This window comes from Desulfuromonas svalbardensis, from assembly GCF_055389415.1.
Genome location: NZ_AP042416.1, coordinates 2,658,639 through 2,679,855 on the forward strand (window position 1 = coordinate 2,658,639; position 21,217 = coordinate 2,679,855).

At 43.2% G+C, this 21,217-nt stretch carries 17 protein-coding genes and 1 tRNA gene; 2 read left to right on the top strand and 16 right to left on the bottom strand.

Going from position 1 to position 21,217, the window contains the following annotated elements; genetic code table 11:
- Window positions 1–20 precede the first annotated feature (20 nt).
- The 14 genes from ACZ5KY_RS11965 to ACZ5KY_RS12030 all read right to left on the bottom strand — a co-directional run bounded on the left by ACZ5KY_RS11965 (window position 21) and on the right by ACZ5KY_RS12030 (window position 17,690).
- Entirely contained in the window at window positions 21–1,265 is a 1,245-nt protein-coding gene (locus tag ACZ5KY_RS11965) for a carboxylate--amine ligase (RefSeq protein WP_464244130.1), read from the bottom strand.
- A gap of 76 nt (window positions 1,266–1,341) precedes the next feature.
- Window positions 1,342–2,502 carry a glycosyltransferase gene (locus ACZ5KY_RS11970; protein ID WP_464244131.1) on the bottom strand — a complete coding sequence of 387 codons (1,161 nt, stop codon included), beginning with the start codon at window positions 2,500–2,502 and terminating at the stop codon, window positions 1,342–1,344.
- Window positions 2,499–3,746, bottom strand: a complete 1,248-nt coding sequence (locus ACZ5KY_RS11975; protein ID WP_464244132.1) for a TIGR04063 family PEP-CTERM/XrtA system glycosyltransferase — start codon at window positions 3,744–3,746, stop codon at window positions 2,499–2,501. The genes ACZ5KY_RS11970 and ACZ5KY_RS11975 overlap by 4 nt, the downstream gene beginning before the upstream one ends.
- A 60-nt stretch (window positions 3,747–3,806) precedes the next feature.
- Window positions 3,807–5,030: a TIGR03087 family PEP-CTERM/XrtA system glycosyltransferase gene (locus ACZ5KY_RS11980; RefSeq protein WP_464244133.1), complete on the bottom strand. Its 1,224-nt coding sequence runs from the start codon at window positions 5,028–5,030 to the stop codon at window positions 3,807–3,809.
- A complete protein-coding gene (locus tag ACZ5KY_RS11985) occupies window positions 5,027–6,079 on the bottom strand; it encodes a FemAB family XrtA/PEP-CTERM system-associated protein (protein WP_464244134.1) in 1,053 nt (350 codons plus the stop codon). The genes ACZ5KY_RS11980 and ACZ5KY_RS11985 overlap by 4 nt, the downstream gene beginning before the upstream one ends.
- A 160-nt stretch (window positions 6,080–6,239) precedes the next feature.
- The gene (locus ACZ5KY_RS11990) at window positions 6,240–7,154 is read right to left on the bottom strand and encodes an XrtA system polysaccharide deacetylase (protein ID WP_464244135.1); all 915 of its coding nucleotides are present in this window, start codon (window positions 7,152–7,154) and stop codon (window positions 6,240–6,242) included.
- Window positions 7,151–8,203: an XrtA/PEP-CTERM system-associated ATPase gene (locus ACZ5KY_RS11995; protein WP_464244136.1), complete on the bottom strand. Its 1,053-nt coding sequence runs from the start codon at window positions 8,201–8,203 to the stop codon at window positions 7,151–7,153. The genes ACZ5KY_RS11990 and ACZ5KY_RS11995 overlap by 4 nt, the downstream gene beginning before the upstream one ends.
- 51 nt (window positions 8,204–8,254) lie before the next feature.
- Window positions 8,255–9,505, bottom strand: a complete 1,251-nt coding sequence (locus ACZ5KY_RS12000) for a TIGR03016 family PEP-CTERM system-associated outer membrane protein (RefSeq protein WP_464244137.1) — start codon at window positions 9,503–9,505, stop codon at window positions 8,255–8,257.
- A gap of 21 nt (window positions 9,506–9,526) precedes the next feature.
- Complete coding sequence (locus ACZ5KY_RS12005) at window positions 9,527–10,402, bottom strand: XrtA-associated tyrosine autokinase (RefSeq protein WP_464244138.1); 876 nt, start codon at window positions 10,400–10,402, stop codon at window positions 9,527–9,529.
- A 13-nt stretch (window positions 10,403–10,415) separates the two neighbouring features.
- Window positions 10,416–12,020 (bottom strand): XrtA system polysaccharide chain length determinant, encoded by a 1,605-nt coding sequence (locus ACZ5KY_RS12010; protein ID WP_464244139.1) that lies wholly within the window; start codon window positions 12,018–12,020, stop codon window positions 10,416–10,418.
- Between the two features lie 64 nt (window positions 12,021–12,084).
- A complete protein-coding gene (locus ACZ5KY_RS12015) occupies window positions 12,085–12,912 on the bottom strand; it encodes a polysaccharide biosynthesis/export family protein (protein WP_464244140.1) in 828 nt (275 codons plus the stop codon).
- On the bottom strand, window positions 12,913–14,274 hold the full coding sequence (locus ACZ5KY_RS12020) for a TIGR03013 family XrtA/PEP-CTERM system glycosyltransferase (RefSeq protein ID WP_464244141.1): 1,362 nt from the start codon (window positions 14,272–14,274) through the stop codon (window positions 12,913–12,915).
- 20 nt (window positions 14,275–14,294) lie between these two features.
- Window positions 14,295–16,940: an XrtA/PEP-CTERM system TPR-repeat protein PrsT gene (prsT, locus tag ACZ5KY_RS12025; RefSeq protein WP_464244142.1), complete on the bottom strand. Its 2,646-nt coding sequence runs from the start codon at window positions 16,938–16,940 to the stop codon at window positions 14,295–14,297.
- Window positions 16,941–16,994: 54 nt separating this feature from the next.
- Window positions 16,995–17,690 carry a PEP-CTERM/exosortase system-associated acyltransferase gene (locus tag ACZ5KY_RS12030; protein ID WP_464244143.1) on the bottom strand — a complete coding sequence of 232 codons (696 nt, stop codon included), beginning with the start codon at window positions 17,688–17,690 and terminating at the stop codon, window positions 16,995–16,997.
- Window positions 17,691–18,408: 718 nt separating this feature from the next.
- On the opposite strand from ACZ5KY_RS12030, the gene ACZ5KY_RS12035 reads away from it, so the two are divergent.
- Window positions 18,409–18,555: a hypothetical protein gene (locus ACZ5KY_RS12035; protein WP_464244144.1), complete on the top strand. Its 147-nt coding sequence runs from the start codon at window positions 18,409–18,411 to the stop codon at window positions 18,553–18,555.
- A gap of 629 nt (window positions 18,556–19,184) precedes the next feature.
- On the opposite strand, the gene ACZ5KY_RS12040 is transcribed toward ACZ5KY_RS12035, so the two are convergent.
- Window positions 19,185–19,260 (bottom strand) — tRNA-Val (locus ACZ5KY_RS12040).
- 79 nt (window positions 19,261–19,339) lie between these two features.
- On the bottom strand, window positions 19,340–19,858 hold the full coding sequence (gene tpx / locus ACZ5KY_RS12045; protein ID WP_464244145.1) for a thiol peroxidase: 519 nt from the start codon (window positions 19,856–19,858) through the stop codon (window positions 19,340–19,342).
- 175 nt (window positions 19,859–20,033) lie between these two features.
- On the opposite strand from tpx, the gene ACZ5KY_RS12050 reads away from it, so the two are divergent.
- Window positions 20,034–21,179 carry a TlpA disulfide reductase family protein gene (locus ACZ5KY_RS12050; protein ID WP_464244146.1) on the top strand — a complete coding sequence of 382 codons (1,146 nt, stop codon included), beginning with the start codon at window positions 20,034–20,036 and terminating at the stop codon, window positions 21,177–21,179.
- Window positions 21,180–21,217: the final 38 nt, after the last annotated feature.

Here is a 21,217-nt window from a genome sequence, read left to right on the forward strand (position 1 = left end):
CTATTCAGCTTAATAGCGACTCAGTTAACAATCTCGTGTCCACGTGCTCCAAGTTTTTTTAACATTTGCTTAAAATCGACAAGAAATGGTTTTAAATCAACCAGCATAAATGAATCATCTTTGGTCCACGGGCCACAGTGCCATAGCAGGGTCAACGCGGCTTTAATTTTGCTTAGATGTTGTTGCCCGGGCGGTAATTCATCCTGACGCAACTGGCCCAAAAACCAATTGGCATCACCACCTAAAATTCGGGAACGTAATCCAAGCTGATAAGGGGTTCGACATAAATGTTCTGGTTCAAAATGGCTTTGCCAAAGATTAAACGGAGCTTCAAATCCAGCCATGACAACGGTGGGCAATCCACCACTAAAGCGTGGATTGATTTCGAGAAAAATATAACGACCCGTTTCAGGGTCAAAATGGAACTGAACTCCAGCAATTCCTTGCCAGTTAAGAGCCTTCAAGATTTTGACCGTATCATCGATCACCTCTTGATGATGACAACTGACCCGCTGTACGGTAACACCACCAGCCAGCGGCATATGATGTTCACCGATATAATCGCCAGTCATAAACATCTCACCATCGTGCATCAGTATTTGCACATGCTCTTCAGCACCGGGATGATATTCCTGCACAAGAACATTATTGGCAAAACTTTCAAACTGACGATGCCAGTTCAACAACTCCTGAAGGTTTCGTGCATAAGCCGCTTTTACGGGAACTTTCCCCGAGCGTACATTCTGTTTTCGGGTACGTAACACCAATGGATACGTTAGCGTTAATTCTGGGCCCTTCTCCATGAGTTCATCGAGGCACATCCCTTTAGCGACAGGGATATTGAGTTCTAAACACAGTTGATGAACATAATCTTTATCCGTCGCTTTATCGAAAGTCTCACGACTCGGAGAAAAAAGATGGATATTCGCGAGATCAAGGCGATCACGAATAGAGATCAAACCATTATGAAACCCCTCTGAAACGGGCATAATGGAGCCAACATCAAGTTGGTTGGCGAGTTGAAGAATTTCGTCAGCAAAACCTGGCAAGGAGGGATTATTATCTAACAACCACGCACTTGTTGAATAACGGCTGTGTGCCGACTGACCATGACCAGTATTCACGATGGCATGAACCTCTAAACCATTACGTGCCAAACTCCGTACTACCCACAGTCCAACTTGCGTGTCGCCAACAATGGCAAGCACACGTCGGTTACGATCAGTTTGACAACGTTTATGGTTAATTGATTTAACTTGCTTCATACCTGATACATCCCCTCTCATTCACGTGTTTGTCATAAACAGAGTTAATCAACACAAGATCATCACGAGGTAACAGCTAACTATCGTTCGGTAGGTCTAATCCTTTAAATACATTCTGAACCTCTTGGGCAACGTGAAACCAACTTTTAACACCACTGGCACAAACAATTGACTCTGCATTCCATTGTTGATTAAGCACATCAGTAATCGCATCACGTAAGGGTTCCACTTTTTCAGCTGGCACAATACGTCCTACACTGTGCGGCAAGATATCTGCCACCGCACCGACATCTGTTGCGATAACAGGCGTACCCGAGGCAAGGCTTTCAAGCACAGCATTCGGACAGCCTTCTCGATATGAAGCTAATACACTGGCATCGGCAGCAGAAAAATAGAGTGGAATTTTAGCGTAGGGCTGTGGCCCAGTTAATATCAGTTGATCTTCAACGCCAAAATTACGAGCAAGATCCTGTAATCCGTCAATCGTTCCACCTTGAGCCTCACCACCAACTATAATAAGCGTAACATCATTAGCGAGTCCTGCAAGTGCTTGGATCATTTCATGATGGCCTTTGCGATGCCCAAGGTGAGCAACCGTCACCAATAATTTCCCCTCCTGCGGCAGCCCCAACTGATTACGACAAACTCTCTTATCTCGTGGCCTGAAATGATTGCGGTCTACCCCATTAACAATGACATGCAAACGTTGCGGGTCCACACCTAACATCTCAGCCTCTTTAGCCATGCGTGATGAAACACTGATCACAGCAGCAGCACCCTGTAACGCCTGAGCGCATTGGCGAGTTTGTGCAGGCACCTTGAGGCATTCATACAGTTTACCGCGCAAGGTGATCACATACGGAATGCCAAGCTGTTGCGCTAATAACGCCACACCAACGCCGTCTGGCCAGACAAAATGGGCATCAAGAACATCGGGCAGCCACGTCATACAGAGTTCTTTCAGCCACCCTGTTAATCCGCGTGCGTAAAAGGACGCATCGGTATTTTTAAACACGCCAGGAAAATAAAAAAAACGGGGTCGATAAACGTCCAACCGTTGCCATTGTTGGGAATTCGGTTCACCAACATTGGATTTCAATACTGGAAACCACGGTACAGGTGAACAGACTTTGAGATTTTCCAGCTCCCGTAACGCCGCTAAACGTTGATAGACAAACATCCCCCATGTTGGGTTCGATTCACTGGGAAAACAGTATGAAAAGGAGAGAACTTTCATCGGCAGATACCCGATTCATCAGAATCATGGGAAAGATTGCCAGAAATATCAGCGTAAATCTCGCGATAAACTTGAGTGGTTTTTCCCCAACTATGCTGCTCTTTCACCCAACCCATGGCGTGCTTCTGTAAACAATCACACTTAGCTTGATCGCTCAATAGATCAACCAACGAATTAGCAAGCGCCACCTCATCACCAGCTTTAAACAGAACCCCAGTTTCACCATCTGTGATCAGCTCTTTATGCCCACCAACATCGCTCGCGACCAACACCTTTCCCATCGCCATCGCCTCTAGAGGCTTAAGGGGGGTTACCAATTCTGTCAGACGCATGGAATGACGTGGATAAGCCAAAACATCGATCATCGCATAAGCGCCGGGAACTCGCTCATGGGGAATTCGACCTGGCATAATAACGCGATCAGATAAACCTAGGCTGGCAATAAGGGCATGCAACTCCCCCTCCATCTCACCACCACCGACGAGGAGCAGTACCGTATCGTCCATCTGTTCAGCGACTTGTTTAAACGCTTTGACCAACAGATCGAGCCCTTCGTAGCGATAAAAAGAACCGATAAAGCCAACCACTTTCTTACCCGCCAGCCCCCACTCACGCAAATATTCATCATCAACGGCACAGGGTCGAAAATCGTCGGGGTTAACGCCATTAAAAACAGCGGTGATCTTTGCCACGGGAATACCGCGCTGAACCAGATCATCTTTTAAGCCATTACAAAGAATGGCGACATGATCGACCTTATTACACACGAAGGTTTCACCCTTTTTCGTCAATTTATAACGTAACGAACCTTCGCTGGTCGTACCATGATCGACTGCGGCATCTTCCCAAAAAGCACGAATTTCATAGACCACTGGAATCTTAAGTTTTCGACCAATTAAAAGTGCTGGAATAGCATTGAGAATCGGCGAATGGGCATGGATAATATCTGGTTTTTCAAGTTGTGCTACGTGAAGAAGGCGTTGATACAAAACAATCATCAACCACACCTCACTCATCAACGGAACAGGGATACGCCGAGAAACACCGCTACGATAATAAGTGAAATGATTGATCTCCTCTTTTTCAGGGCATTCATCACACAAATTTTCTTCATGTTTAGGAGAAGTTAAAATAACAGGATCAAAACCCATTTTTTGTTGCTCACGAAAAAGGTTTTGACTACGGAAGGTATAACCGCTGTGAAGCGGAAGACTGTGATCGAGGATATGGAGAATTTTCGTCATTCAACAACTCCCTTTACAAATATTATTCATGCTGAATTAGACTTAATGATTAAAACAAAACTAGACGTTACCCTTCTCGATCAACTCAGTTAACCGACAAAGGTGTGACCCCCAAGAGTGTTCCCGTTCTACATAGGCTCTAGCCTTATCACCAAGGCGTCGTTGTCTTACTTCATCCTTGAGCAGGGAAATAATCTCCTGCGCCATGGTCATTTCATCGTCAGCGACAACAATCTCCTCGCCATCAATGGCTTTAATCCCAGTGGCAGCGCCCGTTGTCGCAACAACCGGCTTCTGCATCGCCATCCCCTCTAGTACTTTGTTTTGAATGCCACGGGCGATCAACAACGGTACAACGCAAATGGTCGCCGTAGACAGATGATTGCGCATATCGGCAACGGTTCCAGTCACCTCAATGCCAGTGATCTTTTTTAGCTCCAGAACGGCAGCTGTTGGGTTTCTTCCCGCAACACAAAACACCGCGTCAGAAAATTCTTTTTTTACTAGGGGAAATACCTTTTCAGCGAACCAAACCGCCCCTTCCACATTCGGCCAATAATCCATCGCTCCAGTAAAAACAAGTTTGCACGGGGCCGTCGGGTACTGCGCATTCGAAACATTCGATGGCGAAAAATAGTCGAGATCAACGCCATTTGAGATCGCTTCAACCTTATCCACGCAAAATTGTGAAGATAGAATCTTTTTTTCAGCTTCACTCACTAAAAAAGTTCGATCAAAAGAATCGACAATGCGTTGCTCACAAGGTAACAACAGTTTTTCTTCACGACGATAGATCCAGTGCATCAACCCACGATGTTTTTCTGCATAGTCGCCCCATTTTTTAGAATCAACATCGATTAAATCATTGAGCAATACTTTTTGTTGTAACGTTTCTAAGCTATGGCGTGATCGAAAAATATATTCGGCTGAAGAGGAACAAAAACAGAGTATTGACACAGGATCATATTGATCCAAATAAGTGTCGATCTCCCGTTGTAGGCCTTTGGAATAAAAGCACTGTAAGGTAAAAGGCTTGCCAGTAAATAGAGCGCTAAGGGCCCACAATTTCATCATCTTTGTCGTCCTGACACGATAATGAACGTGATGGACTAAAGTCCGTAATGTCTCGATATGCTGGAGATCATCAGGATCATCGACCATACAGACCACCGTCACCCGATAACGCTCAGCCAAATATCGCAGCATGTGATACGTACGAATTTTATCCCCTTTATCAGGGGGGAACGGAATGCGATGTACGATAAATAAAAGATCCTTTTTCATAACGAAATATATTTCCTTATTCGAGGTCCAAGCCAATTTGCACTGGATACAGGAAACTTCTGCCAGAGTTGTACTGCCATCGACCTGTATCCGTTATGATCGCTAGGGCAATTCTTTGCTGGATCTATCTTTTTCGCCAAACAGTCGTTAGAGATATCGTCATACCAATACAATTTACTGGGTTGTGCTCCCCACTGCTCTTTGAACAGGTAGGTACCCCCTCCGAGTGAAGATCTACCAAAATCAAACTGGTGATATCCATTATCAGCAGCAAAAGATAAAAGAGTCGAATATAACAACATATTGGGTTTCATATGACTGTACTCACGCAACGATGAAGCCCATGGATTTGAAACAGTCGTTGGATGGAGTAGAATCATTCCCGCTGCCACAGGTATTCTATCGGGAGTAAAAACAACGCCAATCCGAACCTTTTCACCATATTCAGAGACAATGGCTTCAATCCAATTTCGACCATGAACTGGAGATCCAAGCTCATGCATATTTTTAGCAAAGATCGAATAAAATGGTTCTATCAACCCTGAAGAACCAATTTCGACCCGATAGCCATGTTTCAATGGTTTTTTAATTTTATTACGCAATTTAGATCTAAGATTCGCCAAAAACACATCAGAATTTTCCGGAAGCGTCAAAAGCATGCGAACTTTGTCGGTTGTATTCTCACGACCAATTGACAAAGGCTGTGTTGAACGAATCTGACATTTCATACCAGTTTGTTTGGTTAAATCTAAAACAGCATCCAACAGCTGGAGTTCAATATCATCAGAATCTGCGAGAATCCCACCAGCATCACAGTATGGAAGCGAAATCAGCTTCGTCCCAAAAAACGGAATTCTAAAATCCACCAAGGGCAACACACCACAAATGCGGTGATCCTTTTCAGCCAACAGATAATGGGCCTCATATCCGTATGCTTGCTTAACGGCCAGACGCCATGCGTATAATTGATACGCTAGACCATCTGGATGCTGCAACACATAGGTATCCCACGCATTTTTATCCGTATCGGTAGCAAGTCGAATTTCCATGGTTATTCAACCTTGTTGTAAAGGTATGATCATTTCAACGATCACCGCCTCTGTTTTACAGTCAGTTGTCTTACCCAAAGAGCGCTCAATCACAAAAGATGAGTGGATTCAACGCTTACAGCCATATACGCTCTGACCAATCAAAGGTGATGGCGACTCGTTACAATTCCAAGCCTTTGCGAATCGGAACGAACTGAAAATCTTCCAATAGCCGTTTAAAGCGACTTTCGGTTTTATGCAGATTGAGATAATGGCGAAAACGACTCTTCACCCGAGCGCCAATCATCCGAGGTTGATTTGGATCGAACTCCCACGGATGTAGATAAAAAACAAACGGTTGGCGATCAACGCGATTTATTCTCTTCAACCCCCATCGACTCATCGTATAAGGAAGCAAACGGAAATAACCACCACCAGAGATCGGTAAATTTTTCCCCGCTAGACGCAGAGTCGTTATAGGTAACTCCATCAGAGCTTGTTGCTCTGAATTGAGTTGGTCTGGTTTAGCTGGCTGCCACTGACCAGTTATCCCCTTTACCGCTAATCCAGCAAAACGTGGCCATTCTGACATGCCATAAAAGTCGTGTTTGACCGGGAAAATGCTCGAATCATAGCTATAACCAGCCTCCAACAACTCATCGAATGCCCAAGGAGTTTGTTGCGAAATAGAATAACTTGGCGCACGATAACCAAGGACTTCACAACCGACCAAATCTTCAAGGATCTGTTTCGATTGTTGGATATCATGACGAAACTCAGCACGTTCGAGATGACCAACGCGCTGATGACCATAACCATGGCTTGCCACTTCATGCCCCGCGCCAGCAATTTTACGAACAAGGTCGGGACAACGCTTAGCAACCCATCCGAGGACAAAAAAGGTCGCGCGAACATCCGCACTCTCCAACACCTGAAGAATACGCTCAGTATTCGCAACCACGCGTGACTCAAAGTTATCCCATTTATCTGGTGGTGAGACATCTTCAAATGCGGAGACCTGAAAGTAATCCTCAACATCAATGCTCAGCATATTGACCTGAACAGTCTCATCACTATTCAAAACAGGATTTCTCATCTATTGCCTCCGTTGCGCAATGATCCCTTTTTGCGGGACAAATCCCCCACTTGATTAACAGCCACAAGCAACTGATTTAACTGGCGATGAATTCGCGATAAGCCAACATCTAGACACTGAGTATTCTGTTTATTTTGGTCTAACAACTGCTGCAATAGTTTCTGTTGACCATCAAGGTGGCGAACAACCCAGTCATCGCCATCGTTATTCTTTTCACATCCTCTATCGGCTACGGGTTGTTGCTGTTTCCAAGAGAGATCACCAATAACCTCGTTGATCATCTCCACCGTTAGCTCACGAGTTTTCTCTACGAAGGCACACAATAATGCAAAATCACAAAACACATTGAGCAAGCGTGGGATTCCGCCGCTATAGGCGTAAAGGCTATCAAATGTTCCTTCATGCCAACTTACCGCAGTACGATTTCCCGCCGTAGCCAAACGATGATAGACATAGTCCTCTGTTTCTTCTCTAGTTAACGGTTCAAGCTGACAATGGATACTGATACGCTGGCGCAATTGCCGCAGTTCGGGTTGCGTTATAATCTTTTGTAACTCAGGCTGGCCGACGAGAATAATTTGCACCAACTTTGCATTTTCTGCTTCGAGATTTGAGAGAAGACGAACCTCCTCAAGGACTACTGGTGAAAGATTTTGAGCTTCATCAATGATGATCACCGCCCGTTTGCCAGCAGAATAGAGAGTAACAAGGTAATCATTGAGATCACGCAGAAGGGCCACCTTGTCTTTGCCTTCGACGACGAGGCCAAAATCATCGTTAATCATCGCCAAAATATCGGTGGCTGTACCACTGGTGTTAATGACTTGCGATAATACAATGTCCTCATCAAGGTTCTTAATAATGTCACGAATAATCGTAGTTTTACCTGAACCAACTTCCCCAGCTAACAGAATGAAACCAACTCGCTCCTGCAAACCGTACTGCAAATAACTGATCGCCTTTTTATGTGAATGACTGTTAAATAAAAACAGTGGGTTAGGCACCAGTTCAAAAGGTTTAGTGTTGAGACCAAAATAAGTTTCATACATCTACAAATCCATGATTTGAGTTTGATTAAAAAGTTGGAAAACCTGTTTTCACTACCACGTCAATGCGAGCTGAATAAAAACAATATTATTGTTGTAGTCCTCATCATTTAGACTCGAATTACTGCGGTTATAGGTATAACCGCAAGATAATCGGCCAGTTCGCAGCTGGTGATAAAATTCAATGCGACCGCCAATGCGATCATAATCACGCAGATCCTGTTCTTCGTAATCGGTATAGCTCAAAAGCCAGATCAACCCTTTTTTATTGGTCAAAGGAGTTTCACCGTTCAGAGTCACCCCCCATGAATCATCTCGCCTATCAGTCTCAAGGTATTTATCACGACTCTGGAAGATCCCAAGCTTGACGGTAGATCGATCAGAGTAGCTCAAATAAGCTGAATATTTCTGATCGTGCTTTGCACCTTCCTCGACACTCGCTGAAATATCATCCCGATAAGCGGCACCGAGGGTGAAAACACGTGAGAGTTGATAGTCGATCTGAGCACCATACATAGGGGAATCATAATCCTCACTAAATTCGTAATCCAACCAAGTGGAGCCAACTTCACCACGCATAGCGAGTCGTTCGTTGATCTGCCAAAGCAAACCGAGGCTGATATAACTGCGATCATATTCCTGTTCACCGCTATCATCTAACAATGATTGGCTAGCATTTCGAGGGCGATACTGAGTGTAGCCACCACCAAGGTTAGCACTAATTCGGGGACTTAATTCTTGAGTGAGTGTTGCGATATAATGGTGATATTCTGCATCATCACCAGCATCATCCTGATACCAAATATTTTCATATTTATAGTCAAAACGAGCTTGCAGAGTACGTAAGGGTTTAAACAATAAGTAAGGGTTGACCATGAGTCGATTACTATCGGTAAGGTTAACTAACTGATTCCCCACCCCCCCTTTTTCACTATCATCAATCGGTACGCGCTCGTAGGTATCTGATACGCGCAAAAAAAGCACATCACGATACAAGCTAAAAATCGATTCCAGTTGCGAACCTGAGCTGGGGCGAAGGTCATCCTCATCGCTATGGTGCAGGTATTTCTCATAAACAAGACCAAGATCAAGTGACAAATCAAAGAGTTTGGTGTTCCAATCGAACAACAAAGACGGTTGAACAAACGTAATAAAGTCACTCTCCTTATCACGTTCTAAAAATATATTATCGTTATATTCTTCGCGTAGAGACAACGTTGGAACAATATGAAGCTCCCCCCAAGCCACCGATGACAACAACATACTGACGATCAACAGAGCAAAAATGATCTTCACATTATTCATATGAATCCCCTTCCGAACGGCTTACTTATAACCGTAATATCCGTAATAACCATTCTTGCCGCCACTGTGAATCTGGTTCACACCATTACAGACGACACCAAGTAAGTTATAATTTTTCAGTAGGCTAAGAGCGCGAGTCACTTTGTCCATTGAGGTATATCCCTCCCTAACAACGAACAGCACCCCACCAACGACACTGGCGATAAACTGAGGTTCGGCAAAAGGCAACAATGGTGTGGTGTCGACAATCACATAACGGTCAGGGTAGCGGTTCTTAATTTCAACAAGCAAATTCTGCATGCGGTCAGAGGAGAAGAGCTCTACAGGGTTCGAGACCATACGCCCAGCAGGAAGAACTGACAGTTTCCCAATACCCGTTTTGACCAGCACTTCGCTAACATCAAGGCCGTCTAAGGCACAATCAGTCAGCCCTGCTGATGACTCCATTTCCAAATACTTTAGAATGGTAGGGCGACGAATATCGGCCTCAATCAGTAGCACTGTATGATCAAATTCTTGTGCCAAAGTGATCGCAAGATTTAAAGCGGTAAGAGTTTTACCCTCACCACCAATGGCACTGGTAACCATCAACGATTTATCAAAACGTTCTAACTGTGCAAGTTTAACGATGGCCGATTTAAGTTTGCGATACAGCTCCGAAGTTGAATCAGTCTTACCGTTAGCCGTAACAAGAAAGGGATTACGCACAATCGGAAACGGCACTGTAGCGAAAATTTCATGGTCGGCGTTATAATGGTTGGATGGTTCATCGTCCCCATCTTGACATGGTTCAAAACCTGAGGCTAATGACTCAGTGGTCATCTCCTCTGGTGAGACAGAAACTGCCGATTCGCGATTTTTCGCTGCCAATTCGATGGCTTTTTCGATGCGACTCATATTTCAATCCCTTCTAGTGTAAACGCTGTACAAGGTCAGAAACCAGCGTATCGAGCTGAGTGTTGGCGATAAAACTATCCAACAACGTCATTCCAAGCAGATCGTGACCAATCATAGTGACGATGAAAAAGAGACAGATCCCCGCATAGGAATAAACGAAGCGATCCTTTTTTTTATCTCGTTGTCTTTCTTCGTCGTTGTACATAAGAGGGATTTCTGCCAATACCGTTATTCCTAGAGCTCTAATTGCATCGGCGTCTTTGACGGTATCATCCAACTTATCCCGCAGCACCACAGCACCAACTCCCGCACCAATGCCGACAAAAAGACCCAAAATCATCTTCATTAAACGCTTGGTTCCCACCGGAAAAGTTGGTAAAATTGCTGGATCAAGAATTCGAAATGTTGTCGCTTTATCTGCCACTTCCATCTGTTTTGACACCTCAGCAATCCCGACACGTGCAATCAACGTTTCATACACATTTCGATTCATATTGCGTTCGCGCTCCATGTCAGCCAGAATCTTTTTATCCTGAGGAAAGTTTTCCAAAATGTGCTTATTACGATTAATCTGTTCTTGTAATTCACTCTCCTGAGCCTGTAATGCCTTAAGATCGGACTGAGTGGTATTCAAGCGCATTTTCAAATCGACAAATATAGGATTTTCAAATGGATTATAGGCCCCCTCTGTATCAACGACTATTTCATCGGGCGCCAACATTTGACGTTTCTCAAGCTCAGATATCTGTTCCTTAATCTTGATTACGCCTGGATATTGATCGTTGTAGACAAGCAACATATCTTGTAGATGATCCATTAACGCATCGATCCGCATCTCATCGTTTGATCCCCCCATCAAGTTATCAAATGAACTGCCATTTGAATCCTCCATAGATTCCATCACGACCAACTGTTCGTTCATGGCTTTAATCCTAGCGATCAACTCATTGATTTGAACTTTTATACCTTTGATTTTGAGATCACTGTCTTTGATCTCATCAAAAATTGATTCCTCGGTTACAGTAGAAAATATTCCTGTTTTTCGACGATAATTATTAATGTCACTTTCAAGCCTATCTAGCTTTTTTTTATAAAAATCAACCTGTTCAGCAAGAAAGTTTCCAGCACCAAAAGATTCTTTACGTTTAGCTGATATGTTTTCTTCAACGTAAGTTGTCACCAAGGTATTAATATAATCTTTGGCAAACTGAGGATCTGAATTCAAAAAGGAAACAAAGAAAAGATCTTTCCCTTTAATATTGATTATTGTTGTTTCTCGACAATAGCGAACCAAGCCTTCAAAAGCCTCAGTACTACCGGCCACGACATCCTTATCCAACTTTTTCAAAACACGCGAGATAATATCTCTGCTGAGCATATGATAACGCAGGACTCGAATGCGATCATCCATCGACGGTGACACGGTTAGCCCTTTCATCAGCCTATTCAATACATTTGCTTCGATGAAAACCGTGCTTTCTGCCTCATACTGTTTGACAGAAAAAAAACTACCGAAAACAATCAACACTGCTGTTGTCGTCGCAACAATCACAAAGATATAGCGTCGGCAATAAAGTAGATGAAGATATTTTTTTACCTGAATCGTTGTAGAGTCCATTGAACACCTGTCATATATAGATGTTAAAATTCACCGTTAGACATTCAGCCGTTAAAAATAACACTCAAAACATCCCTTCTCGGACCAGAACATAATCTCCGCGCTGAAGAGTAATGTTGTGCTCCAACTCTCCATCATTCATCAAGTCATCCAAATTAAGTTTAATACGCACGCGATCATCACTTAACTCATTGCCCTGTTCATCGAATTTTTTACGCAGAATCAATACCGCGCTGGCTTTAGCAAATTTGGTAAAACCACCCGATTCAAGAATGACATCGAGGATTCGCAAGCCATCACGATACATGATCGCCTGAGGGGTATTGACTGCACCGACGACATAAACTTTATTCAGCTCGTTGCTAGGGAAAAGCAGGATATCGTCGGACATCAGATTAACGTCCGACTCAATGTTACCGTCAATAAAAAGGTCATAGATATCGACATCCAACTTTTTACCGTCACGCATGAGTGAAGCTCGTTGCAAATCGGCATTAACAATGCCTGCAACCCCACACATAAGTTTAAAAAGGGTGGTGCGCCCAGGTAAAATAATAACCTGTGACGGCACCCCACTACCCGAGATATAGATGCGGTTATTGGTTATCCCCATCACCGTAACAGTCACAATGGGGGTCTTAACGTAATCTCCGAGGATGCGGGTCAATTCTTGACCTAATTGACTCGGGGTAAAATCGGTAGCGACGACATCACCGGCAGCCGGTAAAGTAATTTTCCCATCGGGGCGAACAATGACGCTACCACTCAGTTCAGGGACACCCCAGACAGCGACAGTCAAGGTATCACCATCACCAATGACATAATCTGTACTCCAAGCAACACTCACGAAAAACAGCCCTAACACACACAGACACAAGAGCATTCGTTTCATTTATCTACCTCCTCGACCAAAGAGTACGACCTTGATTGTCTCCAGAATGATGAGAAAATCAAAGAGAATGGTGTAGTTTTTAATGTAATAAAGGTCATAACGTAGCTTTTCCAGTGCATCGTCATCCGAAGCACCATAGGGATAGCAAATTTGTGCCCACCCTGTGACTCCGGGTTTCATGAAATGGCGTGCGGTGTAATAGGGAACTTTGTCGTTTAGTTGTTCGACAAACTCTGGTCGTTCAGGACGCGGACCAACCAGACTCATATCCCCTTTCAGAACGTTATAGAACTGAGGGAATTCATCCAATCGAGTTTTACGTAAAAACTTGCCGATTTTAGTAATACGCACGTCATTTTCACTTGCCCAGACAGCTCCAGTTTCTTTCTCTGCATCCTGCCGCATCGTACGAAACTTGTAGATCGTAAAGGGGACCTCCCGTTCGCCGACGCGAATTTGACGATAAAAAACCGGGCCGGCTGAATCGTAACGAACAAGGAGGGCAACAATAGGCCAAACAGGTAGCAAAAGAATCATACCAACGATTGAAAGGGTGATATCTAACGTCCGTTTGATGAAATGATAAAAAGGGGTGATACGAAAACCATCCGAATAAATGAACCAACTTGGGTTTATGTTTTCGACAGGCAACTTGCGCGTGGTGTCCTCACAAAAGCTAGCGGCATCAATGATGTCAACACCGCTAAATTTGCAGCGCAATAAATTTTGAACTGGCAACACACCGCGACGCTCAGTTACCGCCACGACGAGTCGACCGATCCCATGCTGTTTGATCAATGAATTAATATCATCATCCGTGCCAATAATCTTGTCATCTGAAACGGTGCACAGGCCCTTTTCAAGGCGGACAAATCCAGCAAGAGAGTAGGTTCCTGTATGCAATTGCAAAAATTCTTCAACCGATTCCGCCAAGGGGCCAGCACCAAGAATAAGTATGCGTGTTGCGAAGTTCGGTCGTTTCATCAAAGACATAAACCCAAGATGAACGATAAACTGTAGACCACCAAAAAATAGCAACGAATAAGACAACACACCACGACTAATCATCGCGATAGGAAAAAGGTAGTAGGATGCAGAGAGGATAAAAAAAGCCAGCATAATAGCGACAGCAATTCGTGCAGCTAAATCATACTTATCATGGGGCTCATCCCAGCGGTACATTTCACAAAAATAGGATGAAAACACAACAATCAATACAAATGCCAGCAAGCGCAGACCGAAGGAACCAGATACCGTCGCGACAGTGCAAACACCATCGAAACGAATCAAATTGCCGAGCACCAACGCAACAGCAGCGAGTGCCAGGTCAACGAAGATAATAAATGAAGTCAGTTTTCGCATCGCATCATCCGTCCGTTAATCTAGCGTTCAATATCCTTAAGTAGTCGCTGCGCTTGAACAACTTCTGGCCCAAAACCTAAATCGGCAGCCTGTTCCAGCGCATCATGGGCCTCATCAGTTTTCCCTGCAGCTAATAACGCCTGCCCATGGTGAAGATGAACCATGGCAACCTTTGGCAACATTGCTACAGCCTTATTCAACACATTGACGGCCTCTTCATAGCGTAAATTCTTCAACAGTGCCAATCCGAGAGTATCGAGAATTCCAGGGTTTCCAGGTTCGTTACGAAAAGCCTTAATTGCTAACAAGAGGCCCTCTTCAGTTGAGCCATAATTATCAGAATAAAGATAAGCCAAATTATTCAAAGCAGCGGTGTAGTTCTCATCTTTAGCCAAAGATTCACGATAAAGCTCGACAGCCTTGCGCTTATCTCCTTGATGATCATAATAGGCACCGAGAGCAAAGATGCCTGGGACAAACTCTGGGTAGTCATTGTGAAGAGCAGAGAAGGTTGCCAACGCCTGAGTAGTGTTCTGATTTCTGGAATAAATTTTACCAAGGGCCAAAGAAAGAACTGGAGCATCCTTAACAGATCCGATACCTTGTTTTAGCGCATCCTCTGCAAGTTGAACCTCTCCCAAGCGCTGATAAATTGCAGCTTTCAACATATAACCGTCAACGGTTTCTGGCCGCTCATCAATCAGCTTTTGGGCCACAGCCACGGCCCTATCTCGCTCACCGCTAGCTAGCCACGTTTCGGCCAACAACAGTGAGCCTGTATCTGGATTGACGTTACTCAAAGATTTAAATATTTTTACGGCATTGGCATAATCTTGTTTTTTAAGCAAAAACTTACCATGAGTTTCAAGAATAGCAGGGTGTTTTGGGTGTGCGAGATATGCGGCCTTGACAACTCTAGCGGCCTCATCAGGCTGGTTGCTGCGCGACAAATACGCAGCTAAAGCCAAAAATCCTTCAGGGGCAGCTGTATTGCGAGCGGCCTCATAACCAGCACTTGCCGCTTGAGCATCGCCGTCAATCTCTTGCAATACGGCTAATGAAATTAATGCTTTGACATTTTCTGGGGAAATTTTGAGAATAGATCGATATTCTTCAATTGCCTTATCACGCTGCTGGTTAGATAAATAATAGTTGACCAAGTTAAAATAGGGTGTGAGATAGTCCGGTTTAATCTGCTTCGCCCTGCTCAGGGCGTCAATTGCTTCAGTTACCTGTTTCTGCGCCATATATGCGGCTGCCATATAATTATATAACAGTGCATCCTGCTCACTACCGTCTAACCCCTCTTGCAGTATCTCAAGAGCATTGCGATAATTCTGTTGGCGTAAATTAAGTGAAGCAAGCAATAAGCGATTATTTAACGAATCTGGTGCTGCGGCCACAGCCATTTCCAGTTCGATTTCAGCACCCGCATTATTCCCGTTAGATAGGTTAAATAACCCTTTTTTTATATGTGCATCCGCAAGTCCCGGATCAAGCTCGATTGCTCGGTCAATGTGACTCATGGCTTTATCAAACTCACCTTTGGCAAGGTAAGCATTACCAACCACGTTATGCGCCATAGCAATCTTATCATTCTGTGCCAAAACCTGAGTGATCTGACGAATACAATCGTCTAAACGATTTTGTCGCAGCAAGGTCAATCCACTCATCAGCCGAGCTTGACTATGGCCAGGATAGATATCAAGAACGTTTCTAAACTGACTTAAAGCCAATTCAAAGTGACCCAATTTATACTCGGCCAAACCGAGGCAGTAGTAACTAATCAGATCAGGCATCTCTCTTAAAGAGATGCGTAATTTAACGGTGGAGTTTTCAAAATCGCCAAGGGTATAGGCAACCATTCCAATCAGCCGCGATGTTAATGGATGCTCTGGAAACCGCTTGGACATTTCATCAACAGCTCGCTGGGCTTCTGCACTATTTCCCATATTAAGAGCCAGCATACCGGCCATAGACAATGCACCGACATCATTTGCATCAATAATTACCACTTGCTGAAATGCCTTCAAAGCGTCAACATTACGCCCTTCATGCATCTCAAGAGCGGCTAACATATAATACGCATCTTTTCTTTTCGGAAAATCTTCAGTCGCTTCAATCAACAACACACGGGCATCACTATTCCGACCCTGTTTCATATAATTCTGTGCCAGAGCCAATCGTGCATCAATATTTTTTCCGTCAAGCTCAATGGCTTCATCGAAAAGAAGTTCAGCACCATTTAAATCACCGCGTGTATCAAGTATACGACCAAGATACTCTTGAGATCTTGTGCTTTTAGAATGTTTCTTTAAGAACTGACTAATTGTCACTTCAGCGTCGTCAATTTTACGCATATCAAAATATAGAGAAGCGATATCTAACAAAACCACTCCATTATCAGGACTTTGCAAGCGAACTTTTTGCAGCTCCCTTTCAGACTTTTCGAGCTTACCGCTCTGGTGATAAGCCAAACCAAGCTGATGACGAGCAGTGATATAATTGGGGTCTTTATCTAGAGCATTACTAAAAAGGACGATGGCTCCCAACGAGTTACCTTGTGTCACCATCTCCATGCCATCATGAACCAGAACTTCTTTACTTTGTTCCTGACAGCCAACAAGGAGCAGTAAAACAATTACTAATTTGAGTGTATTTGTCATAAAAGACATAAATTCTCCGTTTAATTTAACTCAAATAAACTATAAGATTGGCGTTCAAAATAAGCGATCTACCCAACCCAGCGGTTTTTTCAACAGAAGAGGGTTAAGACTGGATACCTGTTCCTCGATTTCAACAATTACCGCCATATAGGGGCCACGAAGACCATGATATTCAACCTGTTCACCAACTCTCACCCAAGAAATTCCCCATCGCCTCAACAGTCCACACAGTCCCTTAGCCATGACGGCATACCAATGGGTTAACCCCAACGCAACGCTTTCATGATAAACACACTGATAAAGTCCAGCCACAATAAGACCCTCAAATGCGCGCCGTTCTTTATGCAAACGCTTTATATCACCCCGATCGACATCACGTTGTGCGTAGATAGCCTTATCGATTTCACGCCGTCTAAATTCTTTACTGATCGCCAAACGGGAAATCTCACCAATCTTTTTAGGATCACCAGAAAAAAGTTTTTCATCATCAATGACACAATGTTTATTAATTGGTAGACCTAGATGGGAATTTAAAACAATACGTACAGTGCCAATAATCTGGCCTGTTTCCACAACGACAGCGCAAAAATGTTTGGCGTACTGATCATATTCGTCAAACTCAAGACCATCAGGATGATCTTCATCCGTCTCAAAACCACACTCTGTGCAATAGACTCGATAACGTAAACGGAACAGTTCCTCCATCCGCGGATCATCTCTATTCACCCTCTCAAAGCTAAAATGAACCATAATTATTCCCACACAATATAATCTATGAATAATCATAACCGTCAGCACGATCTTAAGCTGTGTCTAATAAGGTTAGCAACTAAAGTCGATACCGCAACTTTATTAATGGAAACTGGACTGAACATGTTTTTAAATTTATTGGTTAAATTGACTACCTCATTGAAAATACAGAGAATTATTTTAAACATCAGTCCAAAAAAAAATTGCCAGTCAAATAATTAGTCAGGCCTGAATTCAAGTCATAAGTACCCCCCCCCCAGTTTGTTTGACCTAGGATTCTACTTAGAACAGATACCTCCATTAGCCATTGGAATGGTTGGCTTTTGCTTCACAGTAGCTTTAACCATTTTTTTTTCAATAGCAGCCCAAATATAAAGAATCTTCGCCGCCCAAACGGACGGATGTAATGAATCCCTTTGATAACCCTATGTGCTCTTTAGAGCACTGCGGATATAACGAGATTCGTAATGTAATATTGAAGCCAATTCGTCTGTTGTTAGACAAATTCCCATAAGTACCTCCATAGAGTTAAAGTGTGAAATTGCGCAAGAAAATAGCATTCACTTATCAACCTTATCGCGTATAACCAACCCAAAAGAGACGAATACAACGATCGGAAATTTGGGAAAAATTTGTTTATTTTTTGGATGAAAAATAGAAGAACTGGTGGAATGGTTACCTGAGGATGAATTAACGACCAGATAGGAACTACGTGATATTGAATTCAGCTGATGAAATAGACGGCCAAAGTTTTGGCACAGCAACAACCAGCAGACCACGGTTAAATATATTTACCCTTGAACAAGATTTAGCCGATGCTCACTACCGATTAGCCAGCACAACAATCGAACATCTGTCATGGTAAAAAGTAGTGTAGAAATACGACAGACCTCATACCCTCTTTTATTGCGACCCTCCCTATTGCCAACGGAAGGATACGCAGTAGAGTTCTCATGGTCAGAATATGAGAAATCAGCAATGTTATCTAAGTCAATTAAAGGCAAAATGATCATCAGCATCAACGCTCACCCCGAGATCCGCGAACTACTAAAGGATTTGGCAGTGGTCGAAGTAGCTTATTAATACACTGTCGGTGGTGCCGCTAAACGAAGCGACTGCACTGAACTAATTTATGGCAACTGGGATGGCTTTAAGCAAGAGAGTAAAGGTCATCAGGCTGGGTTGTTTTAAGGGGGAGTATCGGCAAGTTACAGGGAGTGAAGTGATGCAACTTGTATTTGGTACAGGAGTCGTTACAACGATATTAATCAATTCTATAATTGGTTGGTTACTAGACATAAAGAGAAAAATGAAAGGGAAGAAGAGTCAGCACATATAGCTCTACAGATTGCTGTAATTTTAGAATCTTTTGCTATTCAATGTATTGAGAAAGTAGCAAGAAGTTCTTTGGTGTAGACCCAAAAAAGGGTGGGCACCGTTTGGGCACAACCAAAAAAGGGTTAGCTGAAATATCAGCTAACCCTTTGAATTGTTTGGTGGGCGAAACAGGGCTCGAACCTGTGACCCTCGGTGTGTAAGACCGATGCTCTCCCAGCTGAGCTATTCGCCCAAACAGTGAGGTGTTTTTATCAATTTCCATTGGTACTGTCAATATTTAAATTCGACATTGTAAAAAATAAATACCGAACCTACAGTAGAGCCTTAACGGCATTCAAAGCAGCTTCATAATCTGGCTCTGCAGTCACTTCAGTAACGATTTCACGATAAGCGACTTTTCCCTGCTGATCAATGACGTAAACGGCACGAGCCAACAGCTTCAACTCATCAATCAATAACCCATATGCTAAGCCAAAAGAACGCTCTTGGTAGTCTGACAATGTTTGAACACGTTCAATCCCTGCATTACCGCACCAGCGTGACTGGGCAAAAGGCAGATCTAGACTAATCGTGTAGACAGCAACCTCTTCGGGAAGTGATGCAGCATCTTGATTAAACTTACGTGTCATCGTATCGCAAACACCGGTATCAATCGACGGCACAACCGCAATCAACTGTACTTTGCCAGTCGCCGTTGCCAACGTCACAGGCTGCAGGCCATTGTCTACTACAGTAAATTCTGGTGCACTTGAACCAACCTTTACGTCAGGACCAACAAGAGTTACACCATTTCCCTTAAATGTGATGACACCAGTTCTTTTTTCAGACATTTCGATTCCCCTCAAAGTTATGTTTAAGTACTCACGATTCATATATAACCAATTTAGTCACCATTCTAACCGAAAACTTTCCTTTGTCAAGTTGCAATCTGAAATCGCTTAAAAAAAAACATCATGTTAGAGTATTAAAAATCATCATTTAGCATCGTAAGGAGAACAGTATACTATGAAAAATAATGCAGATCTTTCTGACATAAAGATAACAGTGACCAATGTGATACTTTCTCTTCTTATCTTAACAGTACTCAACACATCGGCATTTGCATTAAATAAAAGAGTGATTCGTTCGGGAGATACTTTTCCTGAAATCATCCTTCCAGCGCCTGACTCAGTTAGTGACTCAACTTACCTCGGTATCGAAGCAGGACAACCATTTACTCCGAGTCAAATTAAAGCCGAGGTGTTATTGATTGAATTTTTCAACGTTCACTGTCCCCACTGTATTGAGCAAGCTCCAAGTTATAATAAGCTCTACGCTCGTATTGAAAAACATCGAGAGAATAGAGAAAAAATCAAAATAATTGCTATCGCTGTTGGTAACTTAGCGAGCGAAGTGAACACCTTTAAATCAACCCACAACATTCCATTTCCAGTATTTGCCGACACAAATTTTACAATATGGCGAACAATTGGCGGCAAGGTCTCCCCTTTCTCAGTATTTGTTCGCCAAAGACAGTCAAATGCCGATGATCATTCAACTGGAGTTGTTTGTGCAACGCACAGTGGCACCAACCACAGATATCGTAAAATTTATTCTCAGTTAGTTGACATTATGGAGATGACTGAAGATGAGATGAGTGAGTTTGTTCAAGAAAAAATAGCGGAACAACCACCAGAACCTGAACCAGATTCTACCGAAGCACTTAAGGATCAGGCCTACCATGCATTCCGTCAACTGGGTCGCGTCACTAGTTTCACACCGATCAACCTTGACTCATTTGACCATGTCTACAAGGCGCGTATTTTCAAAGATAAACAGTCAAAGATACTGTATGCACATGTAGTTAATCGCACCCCCGTATGTGACGTGTGCCACGATGTCAAACTCATCTACATCTTTAACGAAATTGGTGAGATTATAGATATTGTACCTTTGGATATTACCAAAAAAGGCAATGTGTCATGGAATGTCGAAGATATGAAAAAACTGAAAAAACAACTCATTGGCCGCAACCTGAAGTACCCACAACCATTTAATCCCGACATTGATGCAATCACCTCTGCAACAATGTCTACCTCTATAATTTACGACAGCATTTCTCAAGGTGAAATATTAATGGAGATGCTTGAGTTGAACAATCATCTCAAATAGATTGAGTGGTTTTATTCGGCGCTATTTTGTAGTATAAA

What these genes read in the sequence shown, in the direction of transcription:
- ACZ5KY_RS12050 (WP_464244146.1), top strand. Translation starts at nt 20,034, where the DNA reads ATGAAAAATAATGCAGATCTTTCTGACATAAAGATAACAGTGACCAAT.
- ACZ5KY_RS11985 (WP_464244134.1), bottom strand. Translation starts at nt 6,079, where the DNA reads ATGGAAATTCGACTTGCTACCGATACGGATAAAAATGCGTGGGATACC.
- ACZ5KY_RS11980 (WP_464244133.1), bottom strand. Translation starts at nt 5,030, where the DNA reads ATGAAAAAGGATCTTTTATTTATCGTACATCGCATTCCGTTCCCCCCT.
- ACZ5KY_RS11995 (WP_464244136.1), bottom strand. Translation starts at nt 8,203, where the DNA reads ATGTATGAAACTTATTTTGGTCTCAACACTAAACCTTTTGAACTGGTG.
- ACZ5KY_RS12010 (WP_464244139.1), bottom strand. Translation starts at nt 12,020, where the DNA reads ATGGACTCTACAACGATTCAGGTAAAAAAATATCTTCATCTACTTTAT.
- ACZ5KY_RS12030 (WP_464244143.1), bottom strand. Translation starts at nt 17,690, where the DNA reads ATGGTTCATTTTAGCTTTGAGAGGGTGAATAGAGATGATCCGCGGATG.
- ACZ5KY_RS12015 (WP_464244140.1), bottom strand. Translation starts at nt 12,912, where the DNA reads ATGAAACGAATGCTCTTGTGTCTGTGTGTGTTAGGGCTGTTTTTCGTG.
- tpx (WP_464244145.1), bottom strand. Translation starts at nt 19,858, where the DNA reads ATGTCTGAAAAAAGAACTGGTGTCATCACATTTAAGGGAAATGGTGTA.
- ACZ5KY_RS11975 (WP_464244132.1), bottom strand. Translation starts at nt 3,746, where the DNA reads ATGACGAAAATTCTCCATATCCTCGATCACAGTCTTCCGCTTCACAGC.
- ACZ5KY_RS11990 (WP_464244135.1), bottom strand. Translation starts at nt 7,154, where the DNA reads ATGAGAAATCCTGTTTTGAATAGTGATGAGACTGTTCAGGTCAATATG.
- ACZ5KY_RS12005 (WP_464244138.1), bottom strand. Translation starts at nt 10,402, where the DNA reads ATGAGTCGCATCGAAAAAGCCATCGAATTGGCAGCGAAAAATCGCGAA.
- prsT (WP_464244142.1), bottom strand. Translation starts at nt 16,940, where the DNA reads ATGACAAATACACTCAAATTAGTAATTGTTTTACTGCTCCTTGTTGGC.
- ACZ5KY_RS12000 (WP_464244137.1), bottom strand. Translation starts at nt 9,505, where the DNA reads ATGAATAATGTGAAGATCATTTTTGCTCTGTTGATCGTCAGTATGTTG.
- ACZ5KY_RS11970 (WP_464244131.1), bottom strand. Translation starts at nt 2,502, where the DNA reads ATGAAAGTTCTCTCCTTTTCATACTGTTTTCCCAGTGAATCGAACCCA.
- ACZ5KY_RS12020 (WP_464244141.1), bottom strand. Translation starts at nt 14,274, where the DNA reads ATGCGAAAACTGACTTCATTTATTATCTTCGTTGACCTGGCACTCGCT.
- ACZ5KY_RS11965 (WP_464244130.1), bottom strand. Translation starts at nt 1,265, where the DNA reads ATGAAGCAAGTTAAATCAATTAACCATAAACGTTGTCAAACTGATCGT.